This window comes from Mycobacterium sp. NGS15, from assembly GCF_059813245.1.
In genome coordinates this window covers 134,688-160,938 of the sequence record NZ_JCALEF010000008.1, presented here as the reverse complement: position 1 = coordinate 160,938, position 26,251 = coordinate 134,688, and the positions used below count along the sequence as shown (strand labels likewise).

At 64.1% G+C, this 26,251-nt stretch carries 25 protein-coding genes, 2 tRNA genes and 1 pseudogene; 18 read left to right on the top strand and 10 right to left on the bottom strand.

What is annotated here, in order from left to right; translation table 11 throughout:
• Positions 1-46 precede the first annotated feature (46 nt).
• A complete protein-coding gene (pepN, locus tag AC5Y5C_RS23730) occupies positions 47-2,611 on the bottom strand; it encodes an aminopeptidase N (protein ID WP_499977008.1) in 2,565 nt (854 codons plus the stop codon).
• 117 nt (positions 2,612-2,728) lie between these two features.
• On the opposite strand from pepN, the gene AC5Y5C_RS23725 reads away from it, so the two are divergent.
• Positions 2,729-3,358: a mycothiol-dependent nitroreductase Rv2466c family protein gene (locus AC5Y5C_RS23725; RefSeq protein WP_499977006.1), complete on the top strand. Its 630-nt coding sequence runs from the start codon at positions 2,729-2,731 to the stop codon at positions 3,356-3,358.
• On the opposite strand, the gene AC5Y5C_RS23720 is transcribed toward AC5Y5C_RS23725, so the two are convergent.
• On the bottom strand, positions 3,355-4,311 hold the full coding sequence (locus AC5Y5C_RS23720; RefSeq protein WP_499977004.1) for a M48 family metallopeptidase: 957 nt from the start codon (positions 4,309-4,311) through the stop codon (positions 3,355-3,357). The genes AC5Y5C_RS23725 and AC5Y5C_RS23720 overlap by 4 nt on opposite strands.
• Positions 4,312-4,371: 60 nt before the next feature.
• Here AC5Y5C_RS23720 and AC5Y5C_RS23715 point away from each other — a divergent pair, with 60 nt between their 5' ends.
• From AC5Y5C_RS23715 to AC5Y5C_RS23705, 3 genes are all read left to right on the top strand, one after another.
• A complete protein-coding gene (locus AC5Y5C_RS23715) occupies positions 4,372-4,851 on the top strand; it encodes a ribose-5-phosphate isomerase (RefSeq protein WP_499977001.1) in 480 nt (159 codons plus the stop codon).
• Between the two features lie 6 nt (positions 4,852-4,857).
• Complete coding sequence (locus AC5Y5C_RS23710) at positions 4,858-5,655, top strand: Fpg/Nei family DNA glycosylase (protein WP_499976998.1); 798 nt, start codon at positions 4,858-4,860, stop codon at positions 5,653-5,655.
• Positions 5,656-5,733: 78 nt separating this feature from the next.
• Complete coding sequence (locus AC5Y5C_RS23705; protein WP_499976996.1) at positions 5,734-6,396, top strand: TetR/AcrR family transcriptional regulator; 663 nt, start codon at positions 5,734-5,736, stop codon at positions 6,394-6,396.
• Positions 6,397-6,402: 6 nt separating this feature from the next.
• On the opposite strand, the gene AC5Y5C_RS23700 is transcribed toward AC5Y5C_RS23705, so the two are convergent.
• Both AC5Y5C_RS23700 and AC5Y5C_RS23695 read right to left on the bottom strand, forming a co-directional pair.
• Positions 6,403-7,263: a DUF1542 domain-containing protein gene (locus tag AC5Y5C_RS23700; protein ID WP_499976995.1), complete on the bottom strand. Its 861-nt coding sequence runs from the start codon at positions 7,261-7,263 to the stop codon at positions 6,403-6,405.
• 21 nt (positions 7,264-7,284) lie between these two features.
• Positions 7,285-7,358, bottom strand: a tRNA-Gly gene (locus tag AC5Y5C_RS23695).
• Between the two features lie 130 nt (positions 7,359-7,488).
• On the opposite strand from AC5Y5C_RS23695, the gene AC5Y5C_RS23690 reads away from it, so the two are divergent.
• The 7 genes from AC5Y5C_RS23690 to AC5Y5C_RS23660 all read left to right on the top strand — a co-directional run bounded on the left by AC5Y5C_RS23690 (position 7,489) and on the right by AC5Y5C_RS23660 (position 13,305).
• Positions 7,489-7,562: transfer RNA gene (locus AC5Y5C_RS23690), tRNA-Pro, on the top strand.
• 66 nt (positions 7,563-7,628) lie between these two features.
• Positions 7,629-9,137, top strand: a complete 1,509-nt coding sequence (gene tig / locus AC5Y5C_RS23685) for a trigger factor (RefSeq protein ID WP_499976993.1) — start codon at positions 7,629-7,631, stop codon at positions 9,135-9,137.
• 204 nt (positions 9,138-9,341) lie between these two features.
• Complete coding sequence (locus AC5Y5C_RS23680; RefSeq protein WP_499976992.1) at positions 9,342-9,935, top strand: ATP-dependent Clp protease proteolytic subunit; 594 nt, start codon at positions 9,342-9,344, stop codon at positions 9,933-9,935.
• Entirely contained in the window at positions 9,932-10,585 is a 654-nt protein-coding gene (locus AC5Y5C_RS23675) for an ATP-dependent Clp protease proteolytic subunit (protein ID WP_499976990.1), read from the top strand. Before AC5Y5C_RS23680 ends, AC5Y5C_RS23675 begins: the two co-directional genes overlap by 4 nt.
• A 253-nt stretch (positions 10,586-10,838) precedes the next feature.
• Positions 10,839-12,119, top strand: a complete 1,281-nt coding sequence (clpX, locus tag AC5Y5C_RS23670; RefSeq protein WP_134206261.1) for an ATP-dependent Clp protease ATP-binding subunit ClpX — start codon at positions 10,839-10,841, stop codon at positions 12,117-12,119.
• Between the two features lie 15 nt (positions 12,120-12,134).
• A complete protein-coding gene (locus AC5Y5C_RS23665) occupies positions 12,135-12,746 on the top strand; it encodes a maleylpyruvate isomerase family mycothiol-dependent enzyme (protein WP_499977046.1) in 612 nt (203 codons plus the stop codon).
• 19 nt (positions 12,747-12,765) lie between these two features.
• A complete protein-coding gene (locus tag AC5Y5C_RS23660) occupies positions 12,766-13,305 on the top strand; it encodes a GNAT family N-acetyltransferase (RefSeq protein ID WP_499976989.1) in 540 nt (179 codons plus the stop codon).
• A 48-nt stretch (positions 13,306-13,353) separates the two neighbouring features.
• On the opposite strand, the gene AC5Y5C_RS23655 is transcribed toward AC5Y5C_RS23660, so the two are convergent.
• Genes AC5Y5C_RS23655 through AC5Y5C_RS23645 form a run of 3 tightly spaced genes read right to left on the bottom strand, consistent with a single transcriptional unit; the run spans position 13,354 to position 15,901 of the window.
• On the bottom strand, positions 13,354-13,584 hold the full coding sequence (locus AC5Y5C_RS23655; protein ID WP_499976988.1) for a hypothetical protein: 231 nt from the start codon (positions 13,582-13,584) through the stop codon (positions 13,354-13,356).
• 10 nt (positions 13,585-13,594) lie between these two features.
• Positions 13,595-14,776, bottom strand: coding sequence for a fatty acid desaturase family protein (locus AC5Y5C_RS23650; RefSeq protein ID WP_499976986.1), 1,182 nt, complete (start codon positions 14,774-14,776; stop codon positions 13,595-13,597).
• 24 nt (positions 14,777-14,800) lie between these two features.
• Positions 14,801-15,901, bottom strand: coding sequence for a ferredoxin reductase (locus AC5Y5C_RS23645; RefSeq protein ID WP_499976985.1), 1,101 nt, complete (start codon positions 15,899-15,901; stop codon positions 14,801-14,803).
• A gap of 104 nt (positions 15,902-16,005) precedes the next feature.
• Here AC5Y5C_RS23645 and AC5Y5C_RS23640 point away from each other — a divergent pair, with 104 nt between their 5' ends.
• Positions 16,006-16,662: a TetR family transcriptional regulator gene (locus AC5Y5C_RS23640; protein WP_499976984.1), complete on the top strand. Its 657-nt coding sequence runs from the start codon at positions 16,006-16,008 to the stop codon at positions 16,660-16,662.
• A 12-nt stretch (positions 16,663-16,674) separates the two neighbouring features.
• Here the strand turns inward: AC5Y5C_RS23640 and AC5Y5C_RS23635 are convergent, their stop codons facing one another.
• Positions 16,675-16,836: a hypothetical protein gene (locus AC5Y5C_RS23635; RefSeq protein WP_139359845.1), complete on the bottom strand. Its 162-nt coding sequence runs from the start codon at positions 16,834-16,836 to the stop codon at positions 16,675-16,677.
• Positions 16,837-16,888: 52 nt separating this feature from the next.
• On the opposite strand from AC5Y5C_RS23635, the gene AC5Y5C_RS23630 reads away from it, so the two are divergent.
• On the top strand, positions 16,889-17,575 hold the full coding sequence (locus AC5Y5C_RS23630) for a guanylate cyclase (RefSeq protein WP_499977044.1): 687 nt from the start codon (positions 16,889-16,891) through the stop codon (positions 17,573-17,575).
• On the opposite strand, the gene fdhD is transcribed toward AC5Y5C_RS23630, so the two are convergent.
• Together fdhD and AC5Y5C_RS23620 are read right to left on the bottom strand one after the other, a co-directional pair.
• Positions 17,572-18,393 (bottom strand): formate dehydrogenase accessory sulfurtransferase FdhD, encoded by an 822-nt coding sequence (gene fdhD / locus AC5Y5C_RS23625; RefSeq protein WP_499976982.1) that lies wholly within the window; start codon positions 18,391-18,393, stop codon positions 17,572-17,574. The genes AC5Y5C_RS23630 and fdhD overlap by 4 nt on opposite strands.
• Positions 18,386-20,722, bottom strand: a complete 2,337-nt coding sequence (locus AC5Y5C_RS23620; protein WP_499976980.1) for an FdhF/YdeP family oxidoreductase — start codon at positions 20,720-20,722, stop codon at positions 18,386-18,388. The genes fdhD and AC5Y5C_RS23620 overlap by 8 nt, the downstream gene beginning before the upstream one ends.
• Positions 20,723-21,032: 310 nt before the next feature.
• Here AC5Y5C_RS23620 and AC5Y5C_RS23615 point away from each other — a divergent pair, with 310 nt between their 5' ends.
• The 5 genes and pseudogenes from AC5Y5C_RS23615 (at position 21,033) to mobA (ending at position 26,251) form a co-directional block, all read left to right on the top strand.
• Positions 21,033-22,958, top strand: a complete 1,926-nt coding sequence (locus AC5Y5C_RS23615) for a 2-oxoacid:acceptor oxidoreductase subunit alpha (protein ID WP_499976978.1) — start codon at positions 21,033-21,035, stop codon at positions 22,956-22,958.
• Entirely contained in the window at positions 22,955-24,052 is a 1,098-nt protein-coding gene (locus AC5Y5C_RS23610; protein WP_499976976.1) for a 2-oxoacid:ferredoxin oxidoreductase subunit beta, read from the top strand. Before AC5Y5C_RS23615 ends, AC5Y5C_RS23610 begins: the two co-directional genes overlap by 4 nt.
• Positions 24,053-24,189: 137 nt before the next feature.
• Positions 24,190-24,498 (top strand): hypothetical protein, encoded by a 309-nt coding sequence (locus tag AC5Y5C_RS23605; protein ID WP_499976974.1) that lies wholly within the window; start codon positions 24,190-24,192, stop codon positions 24,496-24,498.
• Positions 24,499-25,367: 869 nt separating this feature from the next.
• Positions 25,368-25,592, top strand: a pseudogene (locus AC5Y5C_RS23600) (transglycosylase family protein); the annotation flags it as partial.
• Between the two features lie 92 nt (positions 25,593-25,684).
• Positions 25,685-26,251 carry a molybdenum cofactor guanylyltransferase gene (gene mobA / locus AC5Y5C_RS23595; RefSeq protein ID WP_499976973.1) on the top strand — a complete coding sequence of 189 codons (567 nt, stop codon included), beginning with the start codon at positions 25,685-25,687 and terminating at the stop codon, positions 26,249-26,251.

The window sequence follows — 26,251 nt, the reverse complement described above, 5'->3', positions numbered from 1 at the left end:
GGTCTGTGCCTGGTATGCACTCGGCGCAACGGCTGAGAGGCAGGAGCTAGTGGGCTGCGTCGAACTCGCGGGCTTTCAGTGACCTGACGATCCCGGCGCGCCCCTCGGACACCAGACGGCGCAACGCCGACGGGATCTCCTTGGCCAAGAAGCCGTCTGCCGACTCGACGGCGCGCTGGGAGATGTCCCATGACGGGTACAGGCCGATCACCACGGTCTGGGCCACTTCGCTGGACCGCCGTGCCCACACATTCTCGATGACATCGAAGTAGCGACCCGCGAACGGTGCCAGCAGGTCGGCCTGCCCGGGCTGCACGATTCCCGCGATGACGGAACGCGCGGTGATGTTCGGCAGCGCGTCATCCTCGATGACCTGCTTCCACGCGGCCTCTTTCACCTCGGCGACCGGACGGGCCGCCCGGGCCTGGGCGGCCTGACGTTTGCCCGCCGCGGTCTGGTCGCGCTCCAGCTCCGCATCGATGAACACCGAGGCGTCCGGCTCCAGTGCCCCGGAGGCCGACAGCGCGTTCACGATCCGCCACCGCAGGTCGGTGTCCACCGTGAGACCCGGCAGATCCAGCGACGCAGGATCGGAGTCCAGTAGCGCCTGCAACACGACGGTATGTCCGGCCGACAACACCGAGGTGGTGAAGGCGTTCACGAACGCCAGCTGATGATCCGAGCCAGGGGCGGCGGCGCGCGCCAGCTCCAGCAGCCGGTCGGCGAAGGCCGGCCAGCCGTGCTCGCGTGCCCACTGGGGTTCCACATATGAGCTCAAGGCCGTCTGCGCCTGGAGTAGCAGGCGTTGCGCCACACCGACTTCGGATTCGGCGTGCACCCCGGAGGACACCAGCGCCACGAAGTCGCGTGCGCGCAGCTCTGCCTCACGAGTCATCTCCCACGCCGCCGACCATGCCAGCGTGCGCGGCAATGGGTCGGCGATATCGGCCACCCGGGACAGCACAGTCTCCAGTGACTCGTCATCGAGCCGCAGGGAGCAGTACGTCAGGTCGTCGTCGTTGACCAGGATCAGCTTGCCGCGGGAGATTCCCTGCAACGCAGGAACATCCGTTATCGGGCCAGCGACATCGAGTTCCACTCGATGAGCACGGACCAGTTTGCCGTCCACATCGTCATAGATACCAACCGCGAGCCGGTGTACCCGCGTCTCCCCGGCGCCCGGCGCCGCCCCGGACTGCTTGACGGCGAAACGGGTGAACTTCCCGTCGTTGTCCACCTCGAAGTCGGGTGACAACGTGTTGAGCCCGGTGGTCTTGAGCCACTGCGTGCCCCAGTCCGACAGGTCGCGCCCGGAGGCCTCCTCCAGGGCGCCCAGCAGATCGTCGAAGGTTGCGTTGCCGAACGCGTGCGCCGTGAAGTATGCACGGAGGCCCGCGAGGAAGTTCTCCAAACCGACATACGCCACAAGCTGTTTGAGCACGCTGGCGCCCTTGGCATAGGTGATGCCGTCGAAGTTCACCTCGACGGCTGCCAGGTCGGGGATATCGGCGGCGACCGGGTGGGTCGACGGCAGCTGGTCCTGGCGGTACGCCCACGACTTCTCGACATTGGCGAAGGTGGTCCACGCCTCGGTGTACTCGGTGGCCTCCGCCTGGCACAGCACCGAGGCGAAGGTCGCGAAGGACTCGTTGAGCCACAAGTCATCCCACCAGCGCATGGTGACCAGGTCGCCGAACCACATGTGCGCCATCTCGTGCAGCACGGTCTCGGCGCGGCGCTCATAGGAGTACTTGGTGACCTTGCTCCGGAAGACGTAGTCCTCCAGGAACGTCACCGCTCCGGCATTCTCCATGGCACCCGCGTTGAATTCGGGGACGAATAGCTGGTCGTACTTGCCGAAGGCGTACGGGGTACCAAAGTTCTTGTGGTAGAAGCCGAATCCCTGCTTGGTCTCGGTGAACAGCCGATCGGCGTCCATGAACTCCGACAGTGAGGCGCGGCAGTAGATACCCAGATCGATGGTGCCGTGGTCATCGGAATACACGTCGTTCCACCGTGCGTACGGTCCGGCGATCAGCGCCACCAAGTAGGTGCTCATCTTGGCAGTGGTCGCGAACGTGTGCACGCCGTCGGCGACCGATAGCGGCGCACCGTTGGAGATCACCTGCCAATGCGCCGGGGCGGTCACCGTGACGTCGAAGGTGGCCTTGAGGTCGGGCTGGTCGAAGCTGGCGAACATCCGCTTGGCATCGGCGGTCTCGAACTGGGAGTAGAGGTAGACCTCGTCATCGACCGGGTCCACGAAGCGGTGCAAACCCTCGCCGGTGTGCGAGTACTCGAAATCGGCCTCGACCACCACGGTGTTGGTGGCAGCCAGCTCCGGCAGTGTGATGCCGTTCTCCTCGTCGTACTCGCTGACGTCGATCTCGACGCCGTTGAGCTCGACGCGCCGCACGGTGCGGGCGGCGATATCGATGACCGTCGAGGCCCCCGGCTGCGCCGTGAAGGTGACGGTGGTCGCCGAGTGGAAGGTTTCTTCGCTGGGACCGCCCTCGCCATCGGTGAGGTCGAGGGTGATCGCATAGTGCTGGACGTCGATCGCTGCGGCTCGGGCCGCGGCCTGGTCACGGGTGAGGTTGGGAAGTGCCACGTACCCAACGTAGCCGGTAGACGGACATTCGTGCGGGATGGGAACACGGGGGCAGAATCGTGAGTTGGGTTAGACGTCCCCTATTAGGCCGGCCACATCACATCCGAAAGGCGCTCTATGTCTGCAGACAAGAAGGACCTCGCTGAGTTCTGGTTCGACCCGCTGTGTCCGTGGTGCTGGATCACCTCGCGGTGGATTCTTGAGGTCCAGAAGGTTCGCGATATCGACGTGAAGTTCCGGGTGATGAGCCTGGCCGTCCTCAACGAAGGCCGCGATAACCTGCCGGAGCGCTATCAGGAGCTCATGAAGACCGCCTGGGGGCCGGTGCGGGTGGCCATCGCCGCCGAGCAGGCTACTCAAGACGGCGGGGGACCCGACATCCTGGAGCCGCTGTACACCGCCATGGGTACCCGGATCCACAACCAGGACAACAAGGATCTTCCGGCGGTCATCGCCGAGTCGCTGGCTGAGGTGGGCCTGCCGGCCGAGCTGGCCGACGCCGCCGAGTCCACCGACTACGACGAGGCACTGCGCGTCAGCCACCACGCCGGCATGGACAAGGTGGGCCCGGATGTGGGCACCCCGACGATCCACGTCAACGGTGTGGCCTTCTTCGGCCCGGTGATCTCCAAGATTCCGCGCGGCGAAGAGGCGGGCAAGCTGTGGGATGCGTCGGTGATCTTTGCCTCGTACCCGTATTTCTTCGAGCTCAAGCGCACGCGCACCGAACCGCCGACGTTCGACTAGTAACGCGGGGGCGGATTGCCGAACGTGTAGCCCTGCTGGTGCGGCTGGTAGCCGTGCGGAATCGGGAGCGGTGCGGGCGGTAGTACCGGGGGCACTGGAGGAATGGGAGTCGGCGGCAGCAGCTTGGGCCGGAAGAACAACGACCCGGCCTGCTGCCGATTCCGCAGTGCGGCCGCGCGCCAGGTGTGCACCGGGTGGCTGGACAGCATATTGACCAGCCATACAAAGAAGCCTGTTTCCAGAGTGGCGCGGTTGGCCAGCGTATCGAACTCGACCCGCTTGAGCAGATATTTGCCTGCCGCCATGACTCCGATGGCCCCCTGAATTCCGGTGGGGCGCATGGCATATCCGTGGTTGTCGGCGGTGTATTCCATGGACCGCGACAGCGAGGTGCCGAGGAACGGGACGAAGTTCATCGCGGTCTGGGCGAACTGCCGCCAATAGGACGCGTGCCCGGCGGCGATGTGGCCGACCTCGTGGCCGATGATGAAGGCCAGCGCCTCCGGGTCACGTGCATCGCCGCCGATCTCGAACAGGTCGCTGTAGACGACGACGAACCGGCGGAAGCCATGACCACTGGCGAAGGCGTTGATCTGGCCGTTGCCCAGCACGACGTAGGCATCGGGCAGCTCTTGCAGGCCGAACCGCTGTGCCGCCTCGACGACCATCGCATATCCCTCGGGGAACTGCGTGGGTGACATCTTCACGCCGTTCACCCGCTGCTGTCCGTAGAGGATGCCTCGACCCAGGTACAGGGTCAGAGGAGTGGCCGCCAGCGCCACGATGATGATGTTCAGGTCGACGTGCTCGGGGTCGGCGAGGTACCCGATGATGCTGAAGAGCGCGCCGATGTAGAGCAGCACCGTGAACAGGATCACGGCGACGAGCAACCCGATCTCCCACGGATGTCGACGCGGGGGATAGGTGTACTGAGGCAGTCCGACCGGGTACATGCGCGCCACGGTAACCGACCGCGGGGCAACCTGACACAACTCAACTGTCACAATTGGGGCATGCGCGTCTATGTGGGAGCCGATCACGCCGGATACGAGTTGAAGCAGAAGATCATCGAGCACCTTCGTGGTCGTGGCCACGAGCCGGTGGATTGCGGTGCCTTTGAGCTGGACCCGCAGGACGACTATCCGGCGTTCTGCATTGACGCGGCGCGCCGCACCGTCGCCGATCCGGGCAGCCTCGGCATCGTGCTGGGCGGTTCGGGTAACGGTGAGCAGATCGCCGCCAACAAGGTTCCGGGTGCCCGCTGTGCGCTGGCGTGGAGTCTGGAGACCGCAGTGCTGGCCCGCGAACACAACAACGCACAGCTGATCGGCATCGGTGGACGCATGCACACCGTGCCCGAGGCACTCGCCATCGTGGACGCCTTCCTGGCGGCCACCTGGTCCGAGGAGCCGCGGCACCAGCGCCGCATCGACATCCTGGCCGAGTACGAGACCACGCACGTCGCGCCGCCGGTACCGGGCGCCGGCGGGTAAACGTCTGTGCCGGAGGGGCATACCCTGCACCGGCTGGCCCGGTTGCATCAGCGCCGGTTCGCTGGATCGCCGGTGTCGGTCAGTAGTCCGCAGGGACGGTTCACCGAAGGCGCGGCCGCGGTCAACGGACGGATCTTCGTGAAGGCGCATGCCTGGGGCAAGCACCTGTTCCATGACTATGGCCCCGCTGGCGTCGTCCATGTTCACTTGGGGCTATACGGCGCGTTCACCGAGCTGTCCGTCCCGATGGGTATGCCCGTCGGCCAGGTGCGGATGCGTATCGAGGGAGCGCAGTTCGGTACCGATCTGCGCGGCGCGACGGCGTGTGAGCTCATTGACGCCCCGCAGGTCGACGCGATCCTGGCTCGGCTGGGCCCCGACCCGTTGCGCCCCCGGTCCGACCCGGCGTCCGCCTTCGAGCGGATCACGAAGTCGCACAGGCCAATCGGCGCTCTGTTGATGGATCAGAAGATTATCGCCGGTGTCGGCAACGTATATCGCAGCGAGGTGCTGTTCCGCCAGCGGATCGACCCGTACCGGGAGGGCGTCCGGCTGGATCCGGACGAGCTCACCGCGCTCTGGGGTGACCTGGTGGACAGAATGCGCGTCGGCCTGCGGGTCGGAAAGATCGTCACCGTCGATCCCGAGTTCGATCACGGCGCGCCGTCGTACGCACCGGACAGACCCCGTACCTACGTGTACCGGCGCGCGGGTGCTCCCTGTCGGGTGTGCGGCGCCCCGATCCGCACAGCGGAGATGGATGCGCGAAACCTGTTCTGGTGTGCCTCATGTCAAATTGGCTGATGACAAGCCCGGTGACGTACAGGTTGTTAAGCTTGCCTGAATGAGACGGTGAGTACCGATAACCCGAGAGGTGGGTTCATGACGCGACCTGGCGCGCCGTTGGGAAAGCTTTTCGCGCGCGCGGTTCGCGGACTTGGTTCGCACCCTGAACCGGACGATATCGAAATACGGCTGCTGGATGCCGCCATCGAGGTTCTGGCGGAGCGGGGAACCCAGACCGCCACCATTGACGAAGTGGCGCGACGGGCGAAAGTGGGCCGCGCCACGGTGTTTCGGCGCTTTGCGAGTAAGGACCAGTTGTTCGAGAGGGCGCTTGCCCAAGAAATGCGAAAATTCCTGGACGAGTTACAGGAGCGTGCGGGCGGTTTTGACGACATCGGTGAGCGGGTCGCCGAGGGGTTCGCTGTCTGTATTGAGGTAGTGAATCATCCTCTGCTGCGCGGTGATTCACTCGTGGCCAGGATGACTGCGATAGAGGCAATCACGCAGGGAGATCCGGCGCCAATCGAACTGGCGCGACACTATCTCACCTCTCAGATCGATCAGATGCGGGAGGAAGGGCGCATTCCGCCGGGCGATTCGCAACGGCAGGTGGACGTCTTGATCCACTTGGTGCTGGGATATCTCGCCGCGCCCACGACAACCATCGACCTCGGCAACACCGAAGAGGTACGTGCGCTGGCGCGCGAGACTTTTGCGCCCATCTTGCTCACGCCCAATGTGCCGCTCAATGCACCGTAGGCGTCCCTAGAAGTCCCCGAAATCGCCGCCGAAATCGCCGCCACCGCCACCATCCCAGCCGCCGCCGCTGTCCCAGCCGCTACCGCCGCCCTGGTCCCAACCGGAGCCGCCCTGGTCCCAGCCCCCTTGGTCGGCCCCGCCTGAGCCTTGATCCCAGCCGGCTTGGTCCGCGCCGCCGTCGTTCCCGGCATTCACCCCGGCGTCATATCCGTCCGAATAGCCTTGGCCGAAACCACTTTCGAAGCCGGAGGCGCCGTACCCGACGCCATGCATGCCGGAGAAGAGTGAGTTGAACAGCAGCGCCGAACCCACACCCCACGCGCCGGCCACGAGCGCAGGCTTCCACCACGGCTCGGAGTACCACCCGGCGGGAACCGGACGTCCGGCGACGGTACCGCCGGGGTAGTAGTTGGGCGTGCGGCCCGACGGATCCGGGGAGGCCTCGATCTCGCGTCCCTCGAAGTTGATGCGCCGATCCTCACTCACGGAGCCGGCGTTGCTTTGTCCGGTGGTCGACGGGAGTTCGGGTCCGGGATCCATGCCCATGGCAAGGCGAGCTGCCCGGACGTAGTACAGCCCTTCAACGGCGCTTTCCTTGGCCAGCGTTGCCTGTGCCGGGGTCCTGGCCTGCTCGATGGCCGAGGACGCGGCGGTGAAGCGCTCGGAGGCGTCGGCGAGTGCCTGCCGGGAAGCATCGTCGTTCCCGGTCAAACCCAGCACCTGCCCGCCGAGACGCTCGGTGAGGCGGCGGGCATCGGCCTTGGCGTCCTCGAGCTGGTCGCCACGGCGGCGGCTCGATCCCTGTGTGTAGATGATCGCGCCGCCGACGATCACGCCGAGGAGAAGCAGGCCCAGGATGATTTCCATGGCACCTACGGTACTGATGTGTGGAGCGGGTGACGGGAATCGAACCCGCGTAGCTAGTTTGGAAGACTAGGGCTCTACCATTGAGCTACACCCGCATGCGTGCGAGGTTGTCCCGCATGCGCTGACGAATGTACAGCGCCAGGGAGGATCAAACCAATTCCTTCTGCGATATGGCGAGGCCGTAGTATCACCAGGTCTCATCGAAGTGAGGGGACGCAGGTCCGACGGGGTGTAGCGCAGCTTGGTAGCGCATCCGCTTTGGGAGCGGAGGGTCGCAGGTTCAAATCCTGTCACCCCGACAGCACGACAGCACGAAGAACCGCAGGTCACGACGATCTGCCGCGAACTATAAAGGAGCACTGCACGTGAAGAGCACCGTCGAAAAGCTGAGCCCGACCCGGGTTCGCATCAACGTCGAGGTTCCCTTCGCAGAGCTCGAACCGGATTTCTCCAAGGCGTACAAGGAGCTGGCCCAGCAGGTCCGTCTGCCCGGTTTCCGGCCGGGTAAGGCCCCCGCCAAGCTGCTTGAGGCGCGCGTCGGTCGTGCCGCCGTGCTGGAGCAGGTCGTCAACTCCGCGCTCCCGGGACGGTACAGCGAGGCCGTCACCGCCTCCGACGTCAAGCCGCTCGGACAGCCGGAGATCGAGGTCACCAAGATCGAGGACGGCGAGGAGCTGACCTTCACGGCCGAGGTGGATGTACGCCCCGAGATCGAGCTGCCCGACCTGAGCACCGTCGCAGTCACCGTCGAGCCCGTCACCGTCGAGGACTCCGAGGTGGATGCCGAGCTGGACGCGCTGCGGGCGCGGTTCGGAACCCTCAAGGGTGTCGAGCGGCCCGCCGAGGACGGCGACTTCGTGTCGATCGACCTCTCGGCCACCGTCGACGGCAAGGACGTCGAGGAAGCCGCGACCACCGGTCTGTCTCACGAGATCGGCTCCGGGCAGCTGATCGACGGCCTGGATGAGGCCATCATCGGTCTGAAGGCCGGCGAGGAGAAGCTGTTCACCACCAAGCTGGCCGCCGGTGAGTTCGCCGGACAGGAAGCCGAGGTCACCGTCAAGGTCGGATCGATCAAGGAGCGCGAACTTCCCGCTGCCGACGACGACTTTGCCCAGCTGGCAAGCGAATTCGACACCATCGGCGAGCTCAAGGACAGCCTCGTCGAGCAGGTGAAGGGCCGCAAGCGCATTGCCCAGGCCGACGAGATCCGCGATGAGACCATCACCGCGCTGCTTGCGAAGATCGAGATCCCGGTGCCCGAGAAGATCCTCGAGGAGCAGATCGGCAATAGCTTCCACGAGGCCGTTCACGGTCTGGACCACAACGAGGAGAAGCTCAACGAGCTGCTCGAGGAGCAGGGCACCTCCCGTGAGGAGTTCGACAAGGACCTGCGCGAGTCCGCGACCAAGTCCATCAAGACCGAGCTGTTGCTGGACGTGATCGCCGACAAGTTCGACATCAACGTCGACCAGCAGGACCTCACCGAGCGTCTGGTGCTGATGTCACGGCAGTACGGCATCGAGCCGCAGCAGCTGGTGCAGTACCTCACGCAGCAGCAGCAGCTGCCCGGCCTGTACGTCGACGTGCGTCGCGGTAAGGCCATCGCCGAGGTCATCCGTCAGGCCAAGGTGACCGACTCCACCGGCGCCGATGTGGACGTCGATGCCGTGCTGGGACCGCGTCGTGGCGGGGCCGAAGAGGCCGGTGCCGAGATCGACGCAGATATCGACGCAGACGTATCTGCCGAGGAGAGCGCGGACAGCGCCAAGAAGAAGAGCAAGGACAGCACGGGCGGGGAAAAGTCCGAAAAGTCCGAGAAGAAGGCCAAGAAGAAGAGCAAGGACGAAGCCGGGGAAGCCGCCGACGCCTAAATAACGCCGTGATGAGCCATTGAGATGAGCCATTGAGGCGAGGAACATCACGCTCTGAGCGAACTCACCCGCTGTGGGGAGTGCGCAGCCGCCGATGTTGGTTAATGTCGGCAGTACACAAAACGGTTCTCAAGATTGGTTTCCACCGGTTTCTCAAACGGAAACCTGAAGAGCTAGACGAAGGCAGGTTGCACAGTGACTGAAATGCGTTCGGCGACAGCCGGGCTCAACCTCATCGACTCGGTGTATGAGCGCCTGCTCTCCGAGCGCATCATTTTCCTGGGCCAGCAGGTGGACGATGACATCGCCAACAAGCTGTGCGCGCAGATTCTGCTGCTGACGGCCGAGGATCCCACCAAGGACATCCACCTGTACATCAATTCGCCAGGTGGGTCGATCAGCGCCGGCATGGCGATCTTCGACACCATGGAGCTCTCCGAGTGCGATATCGCCACCTACGCGATGGGTATGGCGGCATCGATGGGTGAGTTCCTGCTCGCAGCGGGCACCAAGGGCAAGCGGCACGCGCTGCCGCACGCCCGGATCCTGATGCACCAGCCCCTTGGCGGTGTGACCGGTAGCGCCTCCGATATCGCCATTCAGGCCGAGCAGTTCACGGTCATCAAGAAGGAAATGTTCCGCCTCAACGCCGAATTCACCGGCAAGAGTGTCGAACAGATCGAGACCGATTCGGACCGCGACCGCTGGTTCACCGCGCCGGAGGCCCTGGAGTACGGGTTCGTCGACAAGATCATCACCCGCGGCAATCTCAACGGCAGCAAGGGAGCCTCCAAGTGATCTCGAAGCACCTCAACCCGGAATTGGCTCCGCAGGCGCGCTACATCCTGCCCTCGTTCATCGAGCACTCGAGCTTCGGTGTCAAGGAGTCCAACCCGTACAACAAACTGTTCGAGGAGCGCATCATCTTCCTCGGCGTGCAGGTGGACGACGCCTCGGCCAACGACATCATGGCCCAGCTGCTGGTGCTGGAGTCGCTGGATCCCGACCGCGAAATCACCATGTACATCAACTCCCCGGGTGGCTCCTTCACCTCGTTGATGGCGATCTACGACACCATGCAGTACGTCCGCTCGGACATCCGCACGGTGGTGCTGGGCCAGGCCGCTTCGGCTGCGGCCGTGCTGCTTGCGGCGGGCACCCCGGGTAAGCGGATGGCGCTGCCCAACGCCCGCGTGTTGATCCACCAGCCGTCGCTGTCCGGTGTGATCCAGGGGCAGTTCACCGACCTGGAGATCCAGGCCAAGGAGATCGAGCGCATGCGGGTGCTGCAGGAGACGACCCTGTCCCGGCACACCGGCAAGGACGCGGAGGTCATCCGTAAGGACACCGACCGCGACAAGATCTTCACGGCCGAGGAGGCCAAGGAGTACGGGATGATCGACGTCGTCCTGGAGTACCGCAAGCTCTCCGCGCAGGCAACCTCGTAGCTGCCGGGCGGCGGGTCCGGATAACAGTTGCGACACACCGGTCCTCGGTGCGCGTCATCGGCGGCTTCGGTCGGTGTGAGGCGATATGTTCTCCACCACGGCAGGGTGTAAATGCCGTCGGTGCTATTCGGTTTATCGGTCGCGGGTTGTCCGGTATAGCGGGTAGCGTCGGGTTCGATAGCTCTTTAATCAGGGCAGGGACGTGTTGACACCACGATCCACCACCGTGTGACAGGAAGTAGGACTGGCCACCATGGCACGTATCGGAGACGGCGGCGACCTGCTGAAATGCTCGTTCTGCGGAAAGAGCCAGAAGCAGGTCAAGAAGCTCATCGCCGGCCCCGGCGTGTACATCTGCGACGAATGCATCGACCTCTGCAACGAGATCATCGAAGAGGAACTGGCCGACGCTGACGACGTCAAGCTCGATGAACTGCCCAAACCCGTGGAGATCCGCGAGTTCCTGGAGAATTACGTCATCGGCCAGGACAATGCGAAGAAGACCCTCGCCGTCGCCGTCTACAACCACTACAAGCGCATCCAGGCCGGAGACAAGGCCCGCGATGCCCGGGGTGAGACCGTTGAACTGGCCAAATCCAATATTTTGATGCTGGGTCCCACCGGCTGCGGCAAGACCTACCTGGCCCAGACGCTGGCCAAGATGCTCAATGTGCCGTTCGCCATCGCCGACGCCACCGCCCTCACCGAGGCCGGATACGTGGGCGAGGACGTGGAGAACATTCTCCTCAAGCTGATTCAGGCGGCCGACTACGACGTGAAGCGTGCCGAGACCGGCATCATCTACATCGACGAGGTCGACAAGATCGCCCGCAAGAGCGAGAACCCCTCCATCACTCGCGATGTCTCCGGTGAAGGCGTGCAGCAGGCGCTGCTGAAGATCCTGGAGGGCACGCAGGCTTCGGTGCCCCCGCAGGGCGGCCGCAAGCACCCGCATCAAGAGTTCATCCAGATCGACACCACCAATGTGTTGTTCATCGTGGCCGGCGCGTTCGCGGGCCTGGAGAAGATCGTGTCGGACCGTGTCGGCAAGCGCGGCCTCGGCTTCGGCGCCGAGGTCAAGTCGAAGGCCGATATCGATACCACCGACCATTTTGCCGAGGTCATGCCCGAGGACCTGATCAAGTTCGGGCTCATCCCCGAGTTCATCGGTCGTCTGCCGATTGTTGCCTCGGTGACCAACCTGGACCGCGAATCGCTGATCACGATCCTGTCCGAGCCGAAGAACGCGCTGGTCAAGCAGTACACGCGGCTCTTCGAGATGGACGGCGTCGAGCTGGAATTCGAGCAGGATGCGCTCGAAGCCATCGCCGACCAGGCCATCCACCGCGGCACCGGCGCCCGGGGTCTGCGCGCCATCATGGAGGAAGTTCTGCAGCCGGTCATGTACGACATCCCGAGCCGCGACGATGTCGCCAAGGTCGTGGTGACCGGGGAGACCGTCATCGACAACGTGCTGCCGACGATCGTGCCCCGTAAGCCCTCCCGTGCCGAACGGCGCGATAAGAGCGCCTAGTTCGTTATGAGCGCCATGGAATTGGCGCGCGCCGAGCGCATTGACCTGGCGAATTTTCTCGCCGGGCTTGCTCCGGAGCAATGGGACGCGCCAACCCTGTGCACTAAATGGCGGGTGCGCGATGTCGTCGCGCACATGATCGGGTACGAAGACCTCAGCCGCGGCGAGTTCTACTCGCGCATCGCAAAGGCCGGATTCAACCCGAATCGGGCCAACGCCAATCGCGTGGCCGAACTGGCCGACCGCACCCCCGAACAGCTACTCGCGATGGTCCGTGCCGCGGAAACGCCGGGCGTGCTCACATCGGGTTTCGGTGGCCGGATCGCACTGCTGGACGGCATCGTCCACCATCAAGACATCCGGCGCCCGTTGGGGATTCCGCGGGAGATTCCCGGGGAGCGGTTACGCGTAGCGATGGATTTCGCACGCTGGGCGCCACCGATACGGGGTGCGTTACGGGCCCGCGGTGTACGGCTGGTAGCCACCGATATCGGCTGGTCGCGCGGCAGCGGCCCCGAGGTCACCGGGCCGGCCGAGGCGCTGCTGATGGCGATGGCGGCACGGCCGTGTGCTCTGGCGGAGCTCGATGGCCCCGGTAAATCGACCCTGGCGCAACATATTTCGTAACCCCTCGTAAACTGGCTGGATGGCCACCGAGTTCATGAGCCAGCCCACGCTAGAGGGCCCCACGCTGACGTTGCGTCCGCTGGAGGAAGACGATCTGGAGCCGCTGCATCGGGCCGCCAGTGATCCGCTCATCTGGGAGCAACACCCGAGCTCGGACCGCTACGAGCGGGCGGTCTTCGAGAAGTGGTTCACGGAAGCTCTTGCCGCGAAATCGCTTGTCATCATCGACCACTCAACGGGGGAGATGATCGGCTCCTCCCGTTTCTATGAATGGGACCCGGAGAAGCGCGAGGTCGCGATCGGGTACACGTTCATCACCCGCGAATACTGGGGCGGCACCGTGAACGCCGAGCTCAAGACGCTCATGCTGGATTACGCGTTTATCAATGCGGACCTGGTGTGGTTCCATGTGGGCGCAACCAACCTCCGGTCGCAGCGCGCGCTCGCCAAGATCGGTGCCCATGAGCACCACCGGCAGAAGCGGGAGATCAACGGCGCGCTGGAGGACTACGTCTACTTCACCATCACGGCGACCGACTGGCGAGAAGCCTCCGACTGAGCGCGACGTGCTCCGCTGAACAGAACGCAGCGCTCAGTCGGTGACCGATCAGCGTGTAGCCGGGTCCTCATCGGCGCCCACGTCGGACCGAGCTCCGTCCTGCTCGGCCAACTTGGCCGCCTCTCGCATCTCGAAGGCGTCCGTAGCGATCTCGCCGAGCTGCCGGGTGACGTCCACCACCGCGTTGGTGATGATCTTGGCGATTTCACCCACATGCTCAGCGGTCGACGAGACGACCTCCTGGGCCAGGTCTTTGTTGCGTTCGAACTTGCTCACCACGTCACCTAACTTACGCGTCGACCAGCTCACCGCGCTCGTCAACGACCAGGGGCTCCGGGCTGACCTCGGTGTACTTGTCTGCGTTCTTCTCTCTGTCGATGTGCACGACCAGCTCGGGCTCGCTGTTGAACCAGCCGTTGGGCAGGGACAACCGGGCGATCTTCTTCCAGGTGGACGAGAGCTGCGCGAAGAAGCCGCCCGAGTTGTAGGGCAGACCGTACTTCTGGCATAGCTCGCGCACCTCGGTGGCCATCTCCGGGTAGCGGTTGGCCGGCAGGTCGGGAAACAGGTGATGCTCGATCTGGTGCGACAGGTTGCCGCTCATGATGTGAAAGAGCCTGCTGCCCTCGATGTTCGCCGAGCCGAGGAGCTGCCGGACGTACCACTCGCCACGGGTCTCGTTGGCTGTTTCCTCCTTGGAGAAGGTCTGCACGTTCGACGGGAAATGGCCGCAGAAGATGATCGAGAAGGTCCAGATATTGCGCACGAAGTTGGCCGATGCGTTACCCAGGAACGTGATCGGAAACAAGGGGCCGGTCAGCGCAGGGTAGATCAGGTAGTCCTTGAGCACCTGCTTTCCGGCCTTGCGCCACATGCCCTTCACCAGGCTCTTGACGTCGTACCACTTGCGCTTGCCCTTGAGGATGTTCTCGACCTCCAGGTCGTGCACCATGACACCCCACTCGAACAGCACCATCAGCGCCGTCGCCCAGGCGAGGTTCCCCAGGTAGTACGGATTCCACTTCTGCTCGGGCACCATCCGCAGGATGCCGTAACCGATATCGCGATCCATGTCGACGACGTTGGTGAAGGTGTGGTGCATGTAGTTGTGCGAATGGCGCCACTGATCGGCGGGGCACACCGTGTCCCATTCGAATTCCCTTGAGTTGAGCCCCTTTTCACGCATCCAGTCGTACTGGCCGTGCATGACGTTGTGCCCGATCTCCATGTTGTCGAGGATCTTGGAGATCGATAGCGCACCCACCGCGGCAAGCCATACCGGCGGGATGAACCCGAGGTACATCAGACCGCGCCCGGCGAGCTCGCAGCCACGCTGCGCCTTGATGATGGAGTAGATGTACTCGCGGTCACGGTCGCCCAGATCGGCGACGATGCGGGCGCGCAGCTCGTCGAATTCCTTGCCGAGTGCCTCGATATCGGCGGCGCTGATGGTGATTTCGTTGCTTGGCATCTGGCTGCTCTCCTTGAGGTCTATTCAGAGGTTGATCGAGACGTCACCGACGGGGGCGGTGATGCAGAGCTGGATGTGCTGATCGGGGTCGTCGTTCTCATCGCCGGTGCGCAGATTCCGGGTGCACCCCGAGGTCTTGACCGCGGTGCAGGCGAAGCAGATACCCATCCGGCAGCCGAATTGCGGCTGTAGACCGGCGGCCTCAGCCTGTTCCAGGATTGGCCGACCGTCGTTCTCCGCGGTGACTGTGCCCTTGTCGGCGGTGGCGAATCGCAGCACGCCGCCGGCCTCGCCGGTGGTGCCCGATGTGGTGAGGGTGAACTCTTCGGTGTGCAGGCGATCGGAGATACCGCGCTCGGCGTACAGCGCGCCCACGGCCTCGTGCAGGGAAGGCGGGCCACACAGGAAGGTCTGGCCATCGACGTGCCACGGCGCGATTGCCTGCAGCTGCTCTGCGCTGAAGTGTTCGCCGCCTTCACGCGTGTACTCCATGTGGACCGTGACGGAGGGCAGCTCACCCAGCTCGGCCAGCTCGCGTGCGTACGGGTTTTCGTCGGCATGCGGGGCGTAGTAGAGGACCGCAAGGGTGCCGGGGTACCCATTGCCGACAAGGGTTCGCGCCATTGAGAGCACAGGTGTAATCCCACTGCCACCCGCGATGAGCAGAGTCTGCGCCGGGCGTGGGTCGGGCAGGGTGAAGCTGCCCGTGGCCGGGGTGATGCTGTAGACGTCGCCGACCGCGGCGTGCTTGTACAGATGGTTGGAGACCAGGCCGTCGGGCCGGCGGGCGATGGTCAGCTCGATGATGTCGCGGGCGTCGTCGGCGCAGGACGGCGAGAAGCACCGGACATGCCGCACGCCGTCGATCACGACCCCTAGCTGGACGAATTGACCCGCCCGAAAGCCCTTGAACTGGCGGGTTGTGCGTAAGGTCAAGGTCACGGATCGGGTGGTGCGGCGCTGCACGCGAACGACGCGGGCTCGCGCCTCTTCCCACGTGATCATCGGATCGACGAGTTCGAGGTACCGGTCGACCGCGTGCGGGGTGAGGGCGGCTGTCAGCAGCCGGCCCAGTGACGACTCGGGGGTCAGGATGCGGCGGGTGGCTTTAGTTAGAAATGTCATTCGAACTCCCTCCGTTAGGTTAACGAATGTACACTGAAATTGTGAACCAAGCCGCCCCCTCTCAGTCAAGCCGTAATCACCGTGTCGGTCATCACAGCGATACAGTGACCGCTATGACCAGTCGTCGTGAGCGGGGGCCGCATTCGGGTGTCTCCACGCGGCGTGAATCGGTACGGGGTGAGCAGAAATTGCGCACCCGTACCTCGCTGATCGAGGCGGCTCTCGAACTCTCGCGAACCCAGGCGTTCTCCGGGCTCAGCCTGCGCGATGTGGCCCGTGGCGCAGGGATCTCGCCGACGGCCTTCTATCGCCACTTCTCGTCGCTCGACGACCTGGGCGTCGCGTTGGCAGAGGAGGGGATGCGCATTGCGCGGGGTATCGCGCGGGAAATCCGGCGACGTGAACCGGCGTCGTTAGCCGAGGCGATGCGGATCCTCGCCGAGCAGGTGCAGGAAAAACCTGATCAGCTGCGGTTTGTTGTCACCGAGCGGTACACCGCACCCACCGAGGTGCGACGGGCGGTGCATATCGAGATGCGCCTGCTCGCGGGGGAGCTGGCGATCGATCTGGCACGCCGCGATCAGATGCGCCTGTGGGACTCGGCCGATCTCACGACGGCGGCGAACCTGATTCTGTCGATTGCCGCCAACGCGGTGGCCGAACTGGTGCAGCCCGACGCCGAAACCAACGACGTGGTCGAGAGCGCAGCCAGCGCGCTGACGATGGCCTTCGTCGGCCTGCAGAACTGGCGTTCCCAGTAGCTTGGGAGCTCGCTAGTCGCGACGCTCGGCTTCGCCGAGTCGCTGATGCAGACGGTCGCGGATCTCATCGACGGTGTACGCCTCGCGTTTGCGTTGATCGCGGACGACCAGCACGCCCCCGGCTGCCACCCCGACGGCCCCGGCGAGCCCGAGCCACTTCCACATGTTGGCCATCGGTCCAGGCTACGGTGCGGGGATGAGCCGCCTGCGCGAAGACGATCGAGCCGTGTCGATCAACGAGGCGCTCGATGCGACGCGGACCGGCGACATCTGGGTGTTCCGCGGGCGTTCGGGCCCCGATCGACTCATCCAGACGTTGTCGAACAGCCCGGTCAACCACGTCGGCATGACGGTGGCGATCGACGATCTGCCGCCGCTCATGTGGCACGCCGAACTCGGCAACAAACTCGCCGACGTATGGAGCGGCGACAACCACCGCGGTGTGCAGCTGCACGACGCGCGTGCGGCGATCGAACGATGGGCGCACGTCTATGGACAGCGGTGCTGGCTGCGGCAGCTGGGCCCGCGGGTGACCCGCGAGCAGGAGAACGCCGCGCTACGCGTCGTGGCCAGGATGGATGGGACACCGTTTCCGGCCACGGCACGGCTGACCGGTCGCTGGGTGCGGGGACGGCTTCCCACGGTCAGCGACCTCACCCGTGGACTTCCCTTCGTGCACAAGAAGGTTCGCGAGGTGGCCGAGCGAGACATCACCACAAAGCGGCAGGCCGGGCTGGAAACCGCGTTCTGTGCCGAGACGGTGGCGATCACCTACGAGGAAATGGGGCTGCTCGTCACCGAGAAGCGGTCGAACTACTTTGACCCGGGATCGTTCTGGAGTGGCGATGACTTGCCGTTGGCTCCTGGTTACTCACTGGGCAGAGAGATCGCCGTCGAGGTGCCGGAGGGTTAGATGACCCGGTCCATCCGGGTGTAGACGTTCATGCTGTCCTCGCGCAGGAAGGCGACGAGCGTCATCCCCGACTGCGCCGCGAGGTCCACCGCCAACGAGGATGGCGCCGACACCGCGGCCAGGATGGGAATTCCGGCCATGGTTGCCTTCTGGGCGAGCTCAAAGGAGGCGCGCCCACTGACCAGCAGCACGGTCGCGGTGAGCGGCACACGGTCGTTCTCCAGAGCCCACCCGATGACTTTGTCCACCGCGTTATGTCGGCCGATGTCCTCGCGCACCGCCAACATGGTCCCGTCGACGGTGAATAGCGCCGCGGCATGAAGCCCGCCGGTTGCCTCGAAAACCTTTTGTGCCGAACGAAGTTTGTCGGGCAGCGTCACCAGGGTGCGCGAGTCGATGGTGGACGGATCGTCGCCGGGGGAGAAGCGGCTGATGGTGCGCACCGCCTCCAGTGAGCCCTTGCCGCAAACGCCGCAGGAGGAGGTGGTGTAGAAGTTTCTCGTCACCGCCGGGTCGGGTGCGGGAACCCCGGGGGCCAGGGTGACATCCAGAACGTTATAGGTGTTCAGGCCGTCGGGTCCGTTGCCCTGGCAGTAGCGCACGGTCAGCAGGTCGTCGCGGCCGGAGACGACCCCCTCGGTGAGCAGGAACCCTTGGGTGAGTTCGACATCCGATCCGGGGGTGCGCATGGTGACGGCCACCGCGCGCCCATTCACCCGAATTTCCAGGGGCTCCTCGACGACGAGCGTCTCACTGCGGTCGCCGCGTCCGACGCCCTCGATGCGTCGAATCTTGCGGTTGTCGGTGACCCTACCCACGGGCCACCAATCGAATCACGACCGCCTTCGACACCGGAGTGTTGGACCGTTCCGCAACATGATCAAGGGGCACAAGCGGATTGGTCTCCGGATAGTAGGCGGCGGCGTTGCCTCGCGGTGTCGAGTACGGCACCACGAGAAAGTCCTCGGCTCGGCGCTCTTCAAGCACCCCGTCAGCGCCCGCGTACTCAGAGATCAGATCAACCCGTGCGTCCTTGGGCAACCCAAATGCCGCAAGGTCTTCCGGGTTGACGAAGACCACCCGCCGGCCGCCCTTGACGCCTCGGTAACGGTCGTCCAGGCCGTAAATGGTGGTGTTGTACTGGTCGTGGCTGCGCAGTGTCTGTAGCACCAGGCGGCCAGCGGGCACCGGTACCCACTCCAGCGGCGCCGCCGAGAAGTTGGCCTTACCCGTGTGGGTGGGAAAGTGGCGATCGTCGCGCGGTGGGTGCGGCAGCAAGAAACCATCCGGCCGGCGGACCTTGGTGTTGTAATCGGCGCATCCGGGCACGACGCGCGAGATGGCATCGCGGATGGTGTCGTAGTCGTCGGCAAACCGCCCCCACGGCACCGGATGCTCGGGTCCCAGGATGGCGCGTGCCAGTTGGCAGACGATGGCGACCTCACTGCGCAGCACCGAGCTGGGCGGGTGCAGGCTGCCACGTGACAGGTGCACCATGGACATTGAATCTTCTACGGAAACAAGCTGTTTCCCCGATTCTTGGATGTCCCTGTCGGTGCGTCCGAGGGTGGGCAGGATGAGTGCGGTGCGTCCATTCACGAGGTGACTGCGGTTGAGTTTAGTGGAGATCTGCACGGTCAGTGCGCAATTGCGCAGTGCGGCCTCCGTGACGGCGGTGTCGGGGGTGGCGGAGGCGAAGTTGCCACCCATGCCGATGAAGACCGAGACCTTGCCGTCCCGCATGGCCCGGATCGCGTCGACCGTGTCGAACCCGTGCTTGCGGGGAGCGGTGATGCCGAATTCGGAATCCAATGCGGCCAGGAAGGTTTCGGGCATCTGTTCCCAGATGCCCATGGTGCGGTCGCCCTGGACGTTCGAGTGACCGCGCACGGGGCACACCCCGGCACCGGGCTTGCCGATCATGCCGCGCATCAACAGCAGATTCGTTGCCTCGCCGATGGTGGCAACCGCGTGCCGGTGCTGGGTGAGGCCCATGGCCCAGCAGAAGATGGTGCGCTTTGATTCGGCTAACAGTGTGGCAACCGTCTTCAGCTGGGACATGTCGATACCCGTTGCCTGCGTGACGGTCTCCCAGTCGACCAGCCGCGTCCGTGCGGCCCATTCCTCATAGCCCGCGCAATGCTCGTCGACGAACTGCCGGTCGATGATGCTCCCGGGGTTGGCGTCTTCGGCCTCCAGCAGCAGCCTGCCCAACCCTGCGAAGAGCGCCATGTCGCCGCCGAGGCGGATTTGCACGAACTCGTCGGCGATCGCCACGCCGTGGCCGACCACGCCGTTGACCTTCTGCGGGTCCTTGAAGCGGAGCAGTCCGGCCTCGGGGAGTGGGTTGACGGCAATGATCTTGGCGCCGTTGGCTTTCGCCTTCTCCAACACCGACAGCATGCGGGGATGGTTGGTACCGGGATTCTGACCGGCGATGAGGATGACGTCGGCGTGCTCGATATCGGGTACCGACACCGAGCCCTTACCGATTCCGATCGAGTCCGTCAGTGCGGTGCCCGACGACTCGTGGCACATGTTGGAGCAGTCGGGCAGGTTGTTGGTGCCCAGGCTGCGAACCAGCAGCTGGTAACAGAATGCGGCCTCGTTACTGGTGCGCCCCGAGGTGTAGAAGACGAGGCGGTCTGGGTCGGCGGCAGCCCTGACTTCGTCGGCGATGAGCTCGTAGGCGTCGTTCCAGTCAATCGGCCGGTAATGCGATTCGCCCGGGCGCAGCACCATCGGATGGGTGAGGCGACCTTGCTGGCTGAGCCAGTACTCGGGTAGCTCGCGGAGTTCCTCCACGGAGTGCTCGGCAAAAAATGCCGGGGTCACCGTGCGCTTGGTTGCCTCTTCCGCGACCGCCTTGGCACCGTTCTCGCAGAACTCGGCAAGTTTGCGGTGACCCGGGGTTTCCGGCCACGCACAACCTGGGCAGTCAAAACCGTGACGTTGATTCAGCTTGGCCAGCGTCGCCGCAGTGCGCAATGGCCCCATTTGTTCGAAACCGCGTTGCAGGGAAACGCCAACAGCGGTCATTCCCGCGGCAACGTCCTTGGCCCCGGTGACGCTGATATGGGGTTCCCCACTCTCGCCCGCTTCGTGTTCTGCGCCTTGAACAGTCGTCGGTATCCGGTGCCCGGTCATGTTTCTCATTCTGGCCCTGTTGCCGGCGCCTGGGCGTCACAACTCCCGAATGCTGGTCCCGGGGTGGCGGCACGGAGGACAACCAAGCAGATGCTTGGCGGATCCTTGTGATTTGCCTCACGTCTACTGGCGGGTAGTGGGGTAACGGCACTGGCCAGGCCGCAGGTGGAGACTCGACACGTGTCAAGTTTGGCGCCCGCGGGGGCGGCCTCGTCAAGGTCAGCGGTGTGAAAGTGCAATAATCGGTACCGAGAGTGACAGAAAACTCTGCTGAATGGTGACGTACGTACCGTGACCGGCAGAGTTCGTCGTGAAAGGTAGGTCACCGGTGGGCGACGGAGCCGTATCGGAGAAGCTGGAAAAGGTCGTCATCCGGTTTGCTGGAGACTCTGGCGACGGTATGCAGCTCACCGGAGACCGATTCACTTCCGAGGCTGCCGTCTTTGGCAATGACCTCGCAACTCAGCCGAACTATCCCGCCGAGATCCGGGCCCCACAGGGCACGCTGCCCGGTGTTTCGTCCTTCCAGATCCAGATTGCCGATTACGACATCCTCACCGCGGGCGATCGGCCCGACGTACTGGTGGCGATGAACCCGGCCGCACTCAAGGCCAATATCGGCGACCTGCCGCGCGGCGGCATGGTGATCGCCAACTCTGACGAATTCACCAAGCGCAATCTGGCCAAGGTCGGATATCAGTCCGATCCGCTGGAACACGACGACATGTCGGACTACGTGGTCTATCAGGTACCGATGACCACGTTGGCGCTCGGCGCCGTCGAGCCCGCCGGAGTTTCGAAGAAAGACGGCGCGCGCACCAAGAACATGTTCGCGCTGGGGCTGCTGTCCTGGATGTATCACCGCCCCCTGGAGGGCACCGAGCAGTTCCTGCGGGAGAAGTTCGCGAAGAAGCCCGATGTGGCCGAGGCCAACATCTTGTCTTTCCGCGCCGGCTGGAACTACGGCGAGACCACCGAAGCATTCGGCACCACCTACGAGGTCGCCAAGGCGTCTCTTCCGGCGGGCGAGTACCGGCAGGTCTCGGGTAACACGGCGTTGGCCTACGGTGTTGTCGCCGCGGGCCAGCTTGCGAAGACCCAGGTGGTGCTCGGCACCTACCCGATCACCCCGGCATCCGACATCCTGCATGAGCTGAGCAAGCTCAAGAACTTCGGTGTGCTGACCTTCCAGGCCGAGGACGAGATCGCCGGAATCGGTGCGGCCCTGGGTGCTTCATTCGGTGGCGCCCTCGGCGTCACCAGCACCTCCGGTCCCGGTGTGGCGCTCAAGAGCGAGGCGGTGGGTCTGGCGGTCATGACCGAGCTGCCACTGCTGGTGATCGACGTGCAGCGCGGCGGACCATCGACGGGTCTGCCTACCAAGACCGAGCAGGCGGACCTGCTGCAGGCCCTCTACGGCCGCAATGGCGAGTCGCCCATCGCGGTGCTGGCCCCGCGTTCACCCTCGGACTGCTTCGATATCGCCGTCGAGGCGGTGCGCATGGCGCTCACCTACCGCACCCCGGTGATGATCCTGTCCGATGGAGCGATTGCCAACGGCTCTGAGCCGTGGGCCATCCCGGATATCGCGAGCTACCCGGCGATCGAGCACACCTTCGCCACCCCCGACCAGGACTTCGCGCCCTACAACCGCGATCCAGAGACGTTGGCCCGTCAGTTCGCCGTTCCGGGTACACCCGGTCTGGAGCACCGCATCGGTGGTCTGGAGAAGGCCAACGGTTCGGGCAACATCTCTTACGACCCGGCGAACCACGACCTCATGGTGCGGTTGCGCCAGCTCAAGATCGATGGAATCACGGTGCCGGACTTGGAGGTCGACGATCCGACCGGTGACGCCCAACTGCTGATGATCGGATGGGGCAGCTCCTACGGCCCCATCGGTGAGGCATGCCGTCGCGCCCGCCGTAAGGGACTCAAGGTGGCCCACGCCCACCTGCGCCATCTCAACCCGTTCCCGACGAACTTGGGTGAGGTACTGCGCAAGTACCCGAAGGTCGTTGCGCCGGAGATGAACCTTGGACAGCTGTCGCTGCTGCTGCGCGGCAAGTTCCTGGTGGATGTGCAGTCGGTGACGAAGGTGCAGGGCATGGCCTTCCTCGCCGACGAGGTCGAAGAAATCATCGATGCGGCCCTAGACGGGTCGCTCGCCGAAAAGGAAAGTCAAAAGGCCGTTCTCGCGCGTGAATCCGCGGTGGCCGTAGGGGATCGCGCATGACCGACGTTTTGAACGGAATCAACGGAATCGGTAGCTTGGCCGGTGCAGATCTGGGTCTGACGGCCAATGCTCTGGTGCCGACCACAACTGAGGAGCAGAAGTCGAAGGACTTCACCTCCGATCAGGAAGTGCGCTGGTGCCCCGGTTGTGGTGACTACGTCATCCTCAACACCATCCGTGGCTTCCTGCCGGAGCTTGGCCTCAAGCGCGAGAACATCGTGTTCATCAGTGGTATCGGCTGCTCCAGCCGGTTCCCTTACTACTTGGACACCTATGGCATGCACTCCATCCATGGGCGGGCTCCGGCCATTGCGACCGGCTTGGCGCTGGCTCGCGAGGACCTTTCGGTGTGGGTGGTAACCGGCGACGGTGACGCACTGTCCATCGGCGGTAACCACCTGATCCACACCCTTCGCCGCAACGTGAACCTGACAATCCTGTTGTTCAACAACAGGATTTACGGCCTCACCAAGGGGCAGTACTCGCCGACCTCGGAGACCGGCAAGGTCACCAAGTCGACCCCGATGGGGTCGCTGGACTACCCGTTCAACCCGGTGTCACTGGCGCTGGGAGCCGAGGCCACGTTCGTGGGACGGGCTCTGGACTCGGACAAGAAGGGTCTCTCGGAGGTGCTGCGCGCCGCAGCCGCCCACCGCGGTTCGGCGTTGGTGGAGATCTTGCAGGACTGCCCGATCTTCAACGACGGCTCCTTCGACCTGCTGCGCAAGGAAGGCGCCGAACAACGCGTCATCAACGTGAGCCATGGCCAGCCGATAACCTTCGGCGCCGAGGGCGAACTCTGCGTCATCCGTTCGGGTTTCAGCCTTGAAGTGGCCAAGACCGCAGACGTGAAGGCCGAGGACATCGTGGTGCACGATGCGTATTCGGATGATCCGGCCTACGCTTTTGCGCTGTCGCGGTTGTCCGAGCAGGACCTCGAGCACACCGTGATGGGCGTGTTCCGCAGCGTGCAGCGCCCGACCTATGACGATCTGGCCCGTGAGCAGCTGGCGGTCGCCGCGGCCGCCAAGCCCAGTGACACCGCTGCATTGCAGGCGCTGCTGACCGGCCGGGACACCTGGACCGTCGGCTAGGCCGAGAATTCGGATACTCCGGCGTCTCCTCGCGCGCGATATGCGGTTGCTCTCGTAGGATGCAGGGACGTTGATGCTTCCGGGCCGAGCCGGTGCGGGACACAACCTTCATGCCCTAGATACGAGGTGAGAAGGCCGTGAGGCAGTCGCTGATTGCGGTAGCAGCACTAGTGGCGATGATCGGTGTCTCGTCGGGGGGCGCAGACACAGCGGCCGCCGCTCCTGCGAGCGGCAACGCCAACGATGTCATCAACGAGCTCAAGGCCAATGGGTATCGGGTGATCATCACCAAGAGCGGGGGCGGCGACATGAGCAAGTGCACGGTGACCTCGGTGGAAAAGCAGTCCCCCGTGACGGATGTGGGCGCAGGGCGCGATGCGCAGAACTATCCGACCACCGTCCCGGTGACCTCGCGCAAGATTGCGGTAGTCGCACTGCGCTGCTGATCTGGCAGTCCTGAAAAGCCTTCTGCTGCAATTATTTCTGTGCGTCGACCGGAAAGCCTGGTCACTACGGTCGTCACATTGCCTATGGGTTGGTGCATTGTATTTTCGTATTCGAACGCCGAATCGATCTGTATGCCAAAGTATTTGGCTCGAATGGGCGAAGGCGGCCGGGAATGGCCGCATATTTCCTCGGTAATAGTGTGTCGGGATTGGCAAATGGCAAACAGTGTGACGATTGATATCAGAGTGAATAGAGTGAACTTGTCAATTCGCCACGCCGCATGTTGTTAAAGTTCCTAATGTTGCTTGAGTGATTCGCCGTAATCGTGGCGGGGCTCACAAACTCGGCGTGATCTGACTCACTTTTCGCAGGTAGAGTCCACCATAAGAGAACCTGAGAATTTCCTAAGCGACCTGGGGTTAGTCGCTGAAGATTGGCTCCGTAATTGTTTCGTTATTGGTTTGGGATGTGCGTGTCGCGAGATGACTTTCGCTGAATGGTTCCGTACGGTCCGACACGTCAACAAAGCGGAGCAAAACTCCGAAGCGTGAACCCTGTGTGCAAATGGGGCCAGGAAGCCGTGAGGCGGTCTGGTCGCCGGCCACTACGAGCCGGTGAGGCAGCAGCCGCCTCCCTTGTCGCGCCCGACCGAGACGGCGCGATCCGACGAAGAAGTCCACCTCGCCTGGAGGTGTGCCTGAACCCGCTGCGGTATCCGCAAGCGGGTGGTGTTCGGTGCGCGCCCGGCGAGAGGAACCACATGAATTACATCCGCAAAACGCTCACCACCCGCGCCGTCCTATGGGCCATGGCCCCTGCGCTTGTCGCGGCTCCGATGGCGCTGGCTGGAACAGCGAGTGCGGATCCGGTCAACTGGGATGCCATCGCCAAGTGCGAGTCCGGTGGCAACTGGGGAATCAACACCGGAAACGGCTACTACGGCGGTCTGCAGTTCAACATGGGCACCTGGCGCGCCAACGGCGGCTCCGGCTCCCCGCACCTCGCCTCGCGTGAGGAGCAGATCCGGATTGCCGAGAATGTGCTCTCCCGTCAGGGCATCGGCGCATGGCCCGTCTGCGGACGGCGCGGCTAGACCACGAACCACAGTTCCACCTCGAACAAGCCACCAGGGGCGATGACGTTCCCCTTGGTGGCTTGTTTGGTATCTGTGCGTACCTTTCTTTCATGAACCAACTCGCTGCGGTGGTGCTCACCGGTGGGGCGTCGCGCCGCATGGGGCGCGATAAAGCATCCATCTGCTGGGGTGGTCAGACGATGGCACAACGCATCGTGCGGATAGTGAGTTCACGCTGTGCGCCGGTGGTCGTGGTGCGCGCGCCCGATCAGGACATCGCTGATCTGACGGCGGTCATCATCGATGACCGCGAGCCTCGCCAGGGCCCGCTGATGGCGCTGGGGCAGGGTCTGCGGGCCGCCGCGGAAATCGGCGCGGGCAGAGTCTTCGTCTGCGCTGTCGACATGCCCCTGGTCTGTGCGGCGCTCATCGAGGAGCTCGCGACCGGCAGCGGTCGCATCGTCCTGGCCGCCGCCGGCGGCCGGGATCACTACCTGGCCGCCATCTATGACGTAGGCCTATGCGACACCATTGATGAGTTGACCTCCGCGGGGGAACGGCGACTCAGTGCGCTCGTTGCGCGTGTTGGTGCGCAACGAATTTCGATATCCGACCCGAAATGGGTCGTGAACGTGAACACACAGGCGGATCTGGACGCGTTACCACCTCTACCCTGA

What these genes read in the sequence shown, in the direction of transcription:
- AC5Y5C_RS23725 (WP_499977006.1), top strand. Translation starts at nt 2,729, where the DNA reads ATGTCTGCAGACAAGAAGGACCTCGCTGAGTTCTGGTTCGACCCGCTG.
- AC5Y5C_RS23720 (WP_499977004.1), bottom strand. Translation starts at nt 4,311, where the DNA reads ATGTACCCGGTCGGACTGCCTCAGTACACCTATCCCCCGCGTCGACAT.
- AC5Y5C_RS23715 (WP_499977001.1), top strand. Translation starts at nt 4,372, where the DNA reads ATGCGCGTCTATGTGGGAGCCGATCACGCCGGATACGAGTTGAAGCAG.
- AC5Y5C_RS23705 (WP_499976996.1), top strand. Translation starts at nt 5,734, where the DNA reads ATGACGCGACCTGGCGCGCCGTTGGGAAAGCTTTTCGCGCGCGCGGTT.
- AC5Y5C_RS23700 (WP_499976995.1), bottom strand. Translation starts at nt 7,263, where the DNA reads ATGGAAATCATCCTGGGCCTGCTTCTCCTCGGCGTGATCGTCGGCGGC.
- AC5Y5C_RS23680 (WP_499976992.1), top strand. Translation starts at nt 9,342, where the DNA reads ATGCGTTCGGCGACAGCCGGGCTCAACCTCATCGACTCGGTGTATGAG.
- clpX (WP_134206261.1), top strand. Translation starts at nt 10,839, where the DNA reads ATGGCACGTATCGGAGACGGCGGCGACCTGCTGAAATGCTCGTTCTGC.
- AC5Y5C_RS23665 (WP_499977046.1), top strand. Translation starts at nt 12,135, where the DNA reads ATGGAATTGGCGCGCGCCGAGCGCATTGACCTGGCGAATTTTCTCGCC.
- AC5Y5C_RS23660 (WP_499976989.1), top strand. Translation starts at nt 12,766, where the DNA reads ATGGCCACCGAGTTCATGAGCCAGCCCACGCTAGAGGGCCCCACGCTG.
- AC5Y5C_RS23650 (WP_499976986.1), bottom strand. Translation starts at nt 14,776, where the DNA reads ATGCCAAGCAACGAAATCACCATCAGCGCCGCCGATATCGAGGCACTC.
- AC5Y5C_RS23645 (WP_499976985.1), bottom strand. Translation starts at nt 15,901, where the DNA reads ATGACATTTCTAACTAAAGCCACCCGCCGCATCCTGACCCCCGAGTCG.
- AC5Y5C_RS23635 (WP_139359845.1), bottom strand. Translation starts at nt 16,836, where the DNA reads ATGGCCAACATGTGGAAGTGGCTCGGGCTCGCCGGGGCCGTCGGGGTG.
- AC5Y5C_RS23620 (WP_499976980.1), bottom strand. Translation starts at nt 20,722, where the DNA reads ATGACCGGGCACCGGATACCGACGACTGTTCAAGGCGCAGAACACGAA.
- AC5Y5C_RS23610 (WP_499976976.1), top strand. Translation starts at nt 22,955, where the DNA reads ATGACCGACGTTTTGAACGGAATCAACGGAATCGGTAGCTTGGCCGGT.
- mobA (WP_499976973.1), top strand. Translation starts at nt 25,685, where the DNA reads ATGAACCAACTCGCTGCGGTGGTGCTCACCGGTGGGGCGTCGCGCCGC.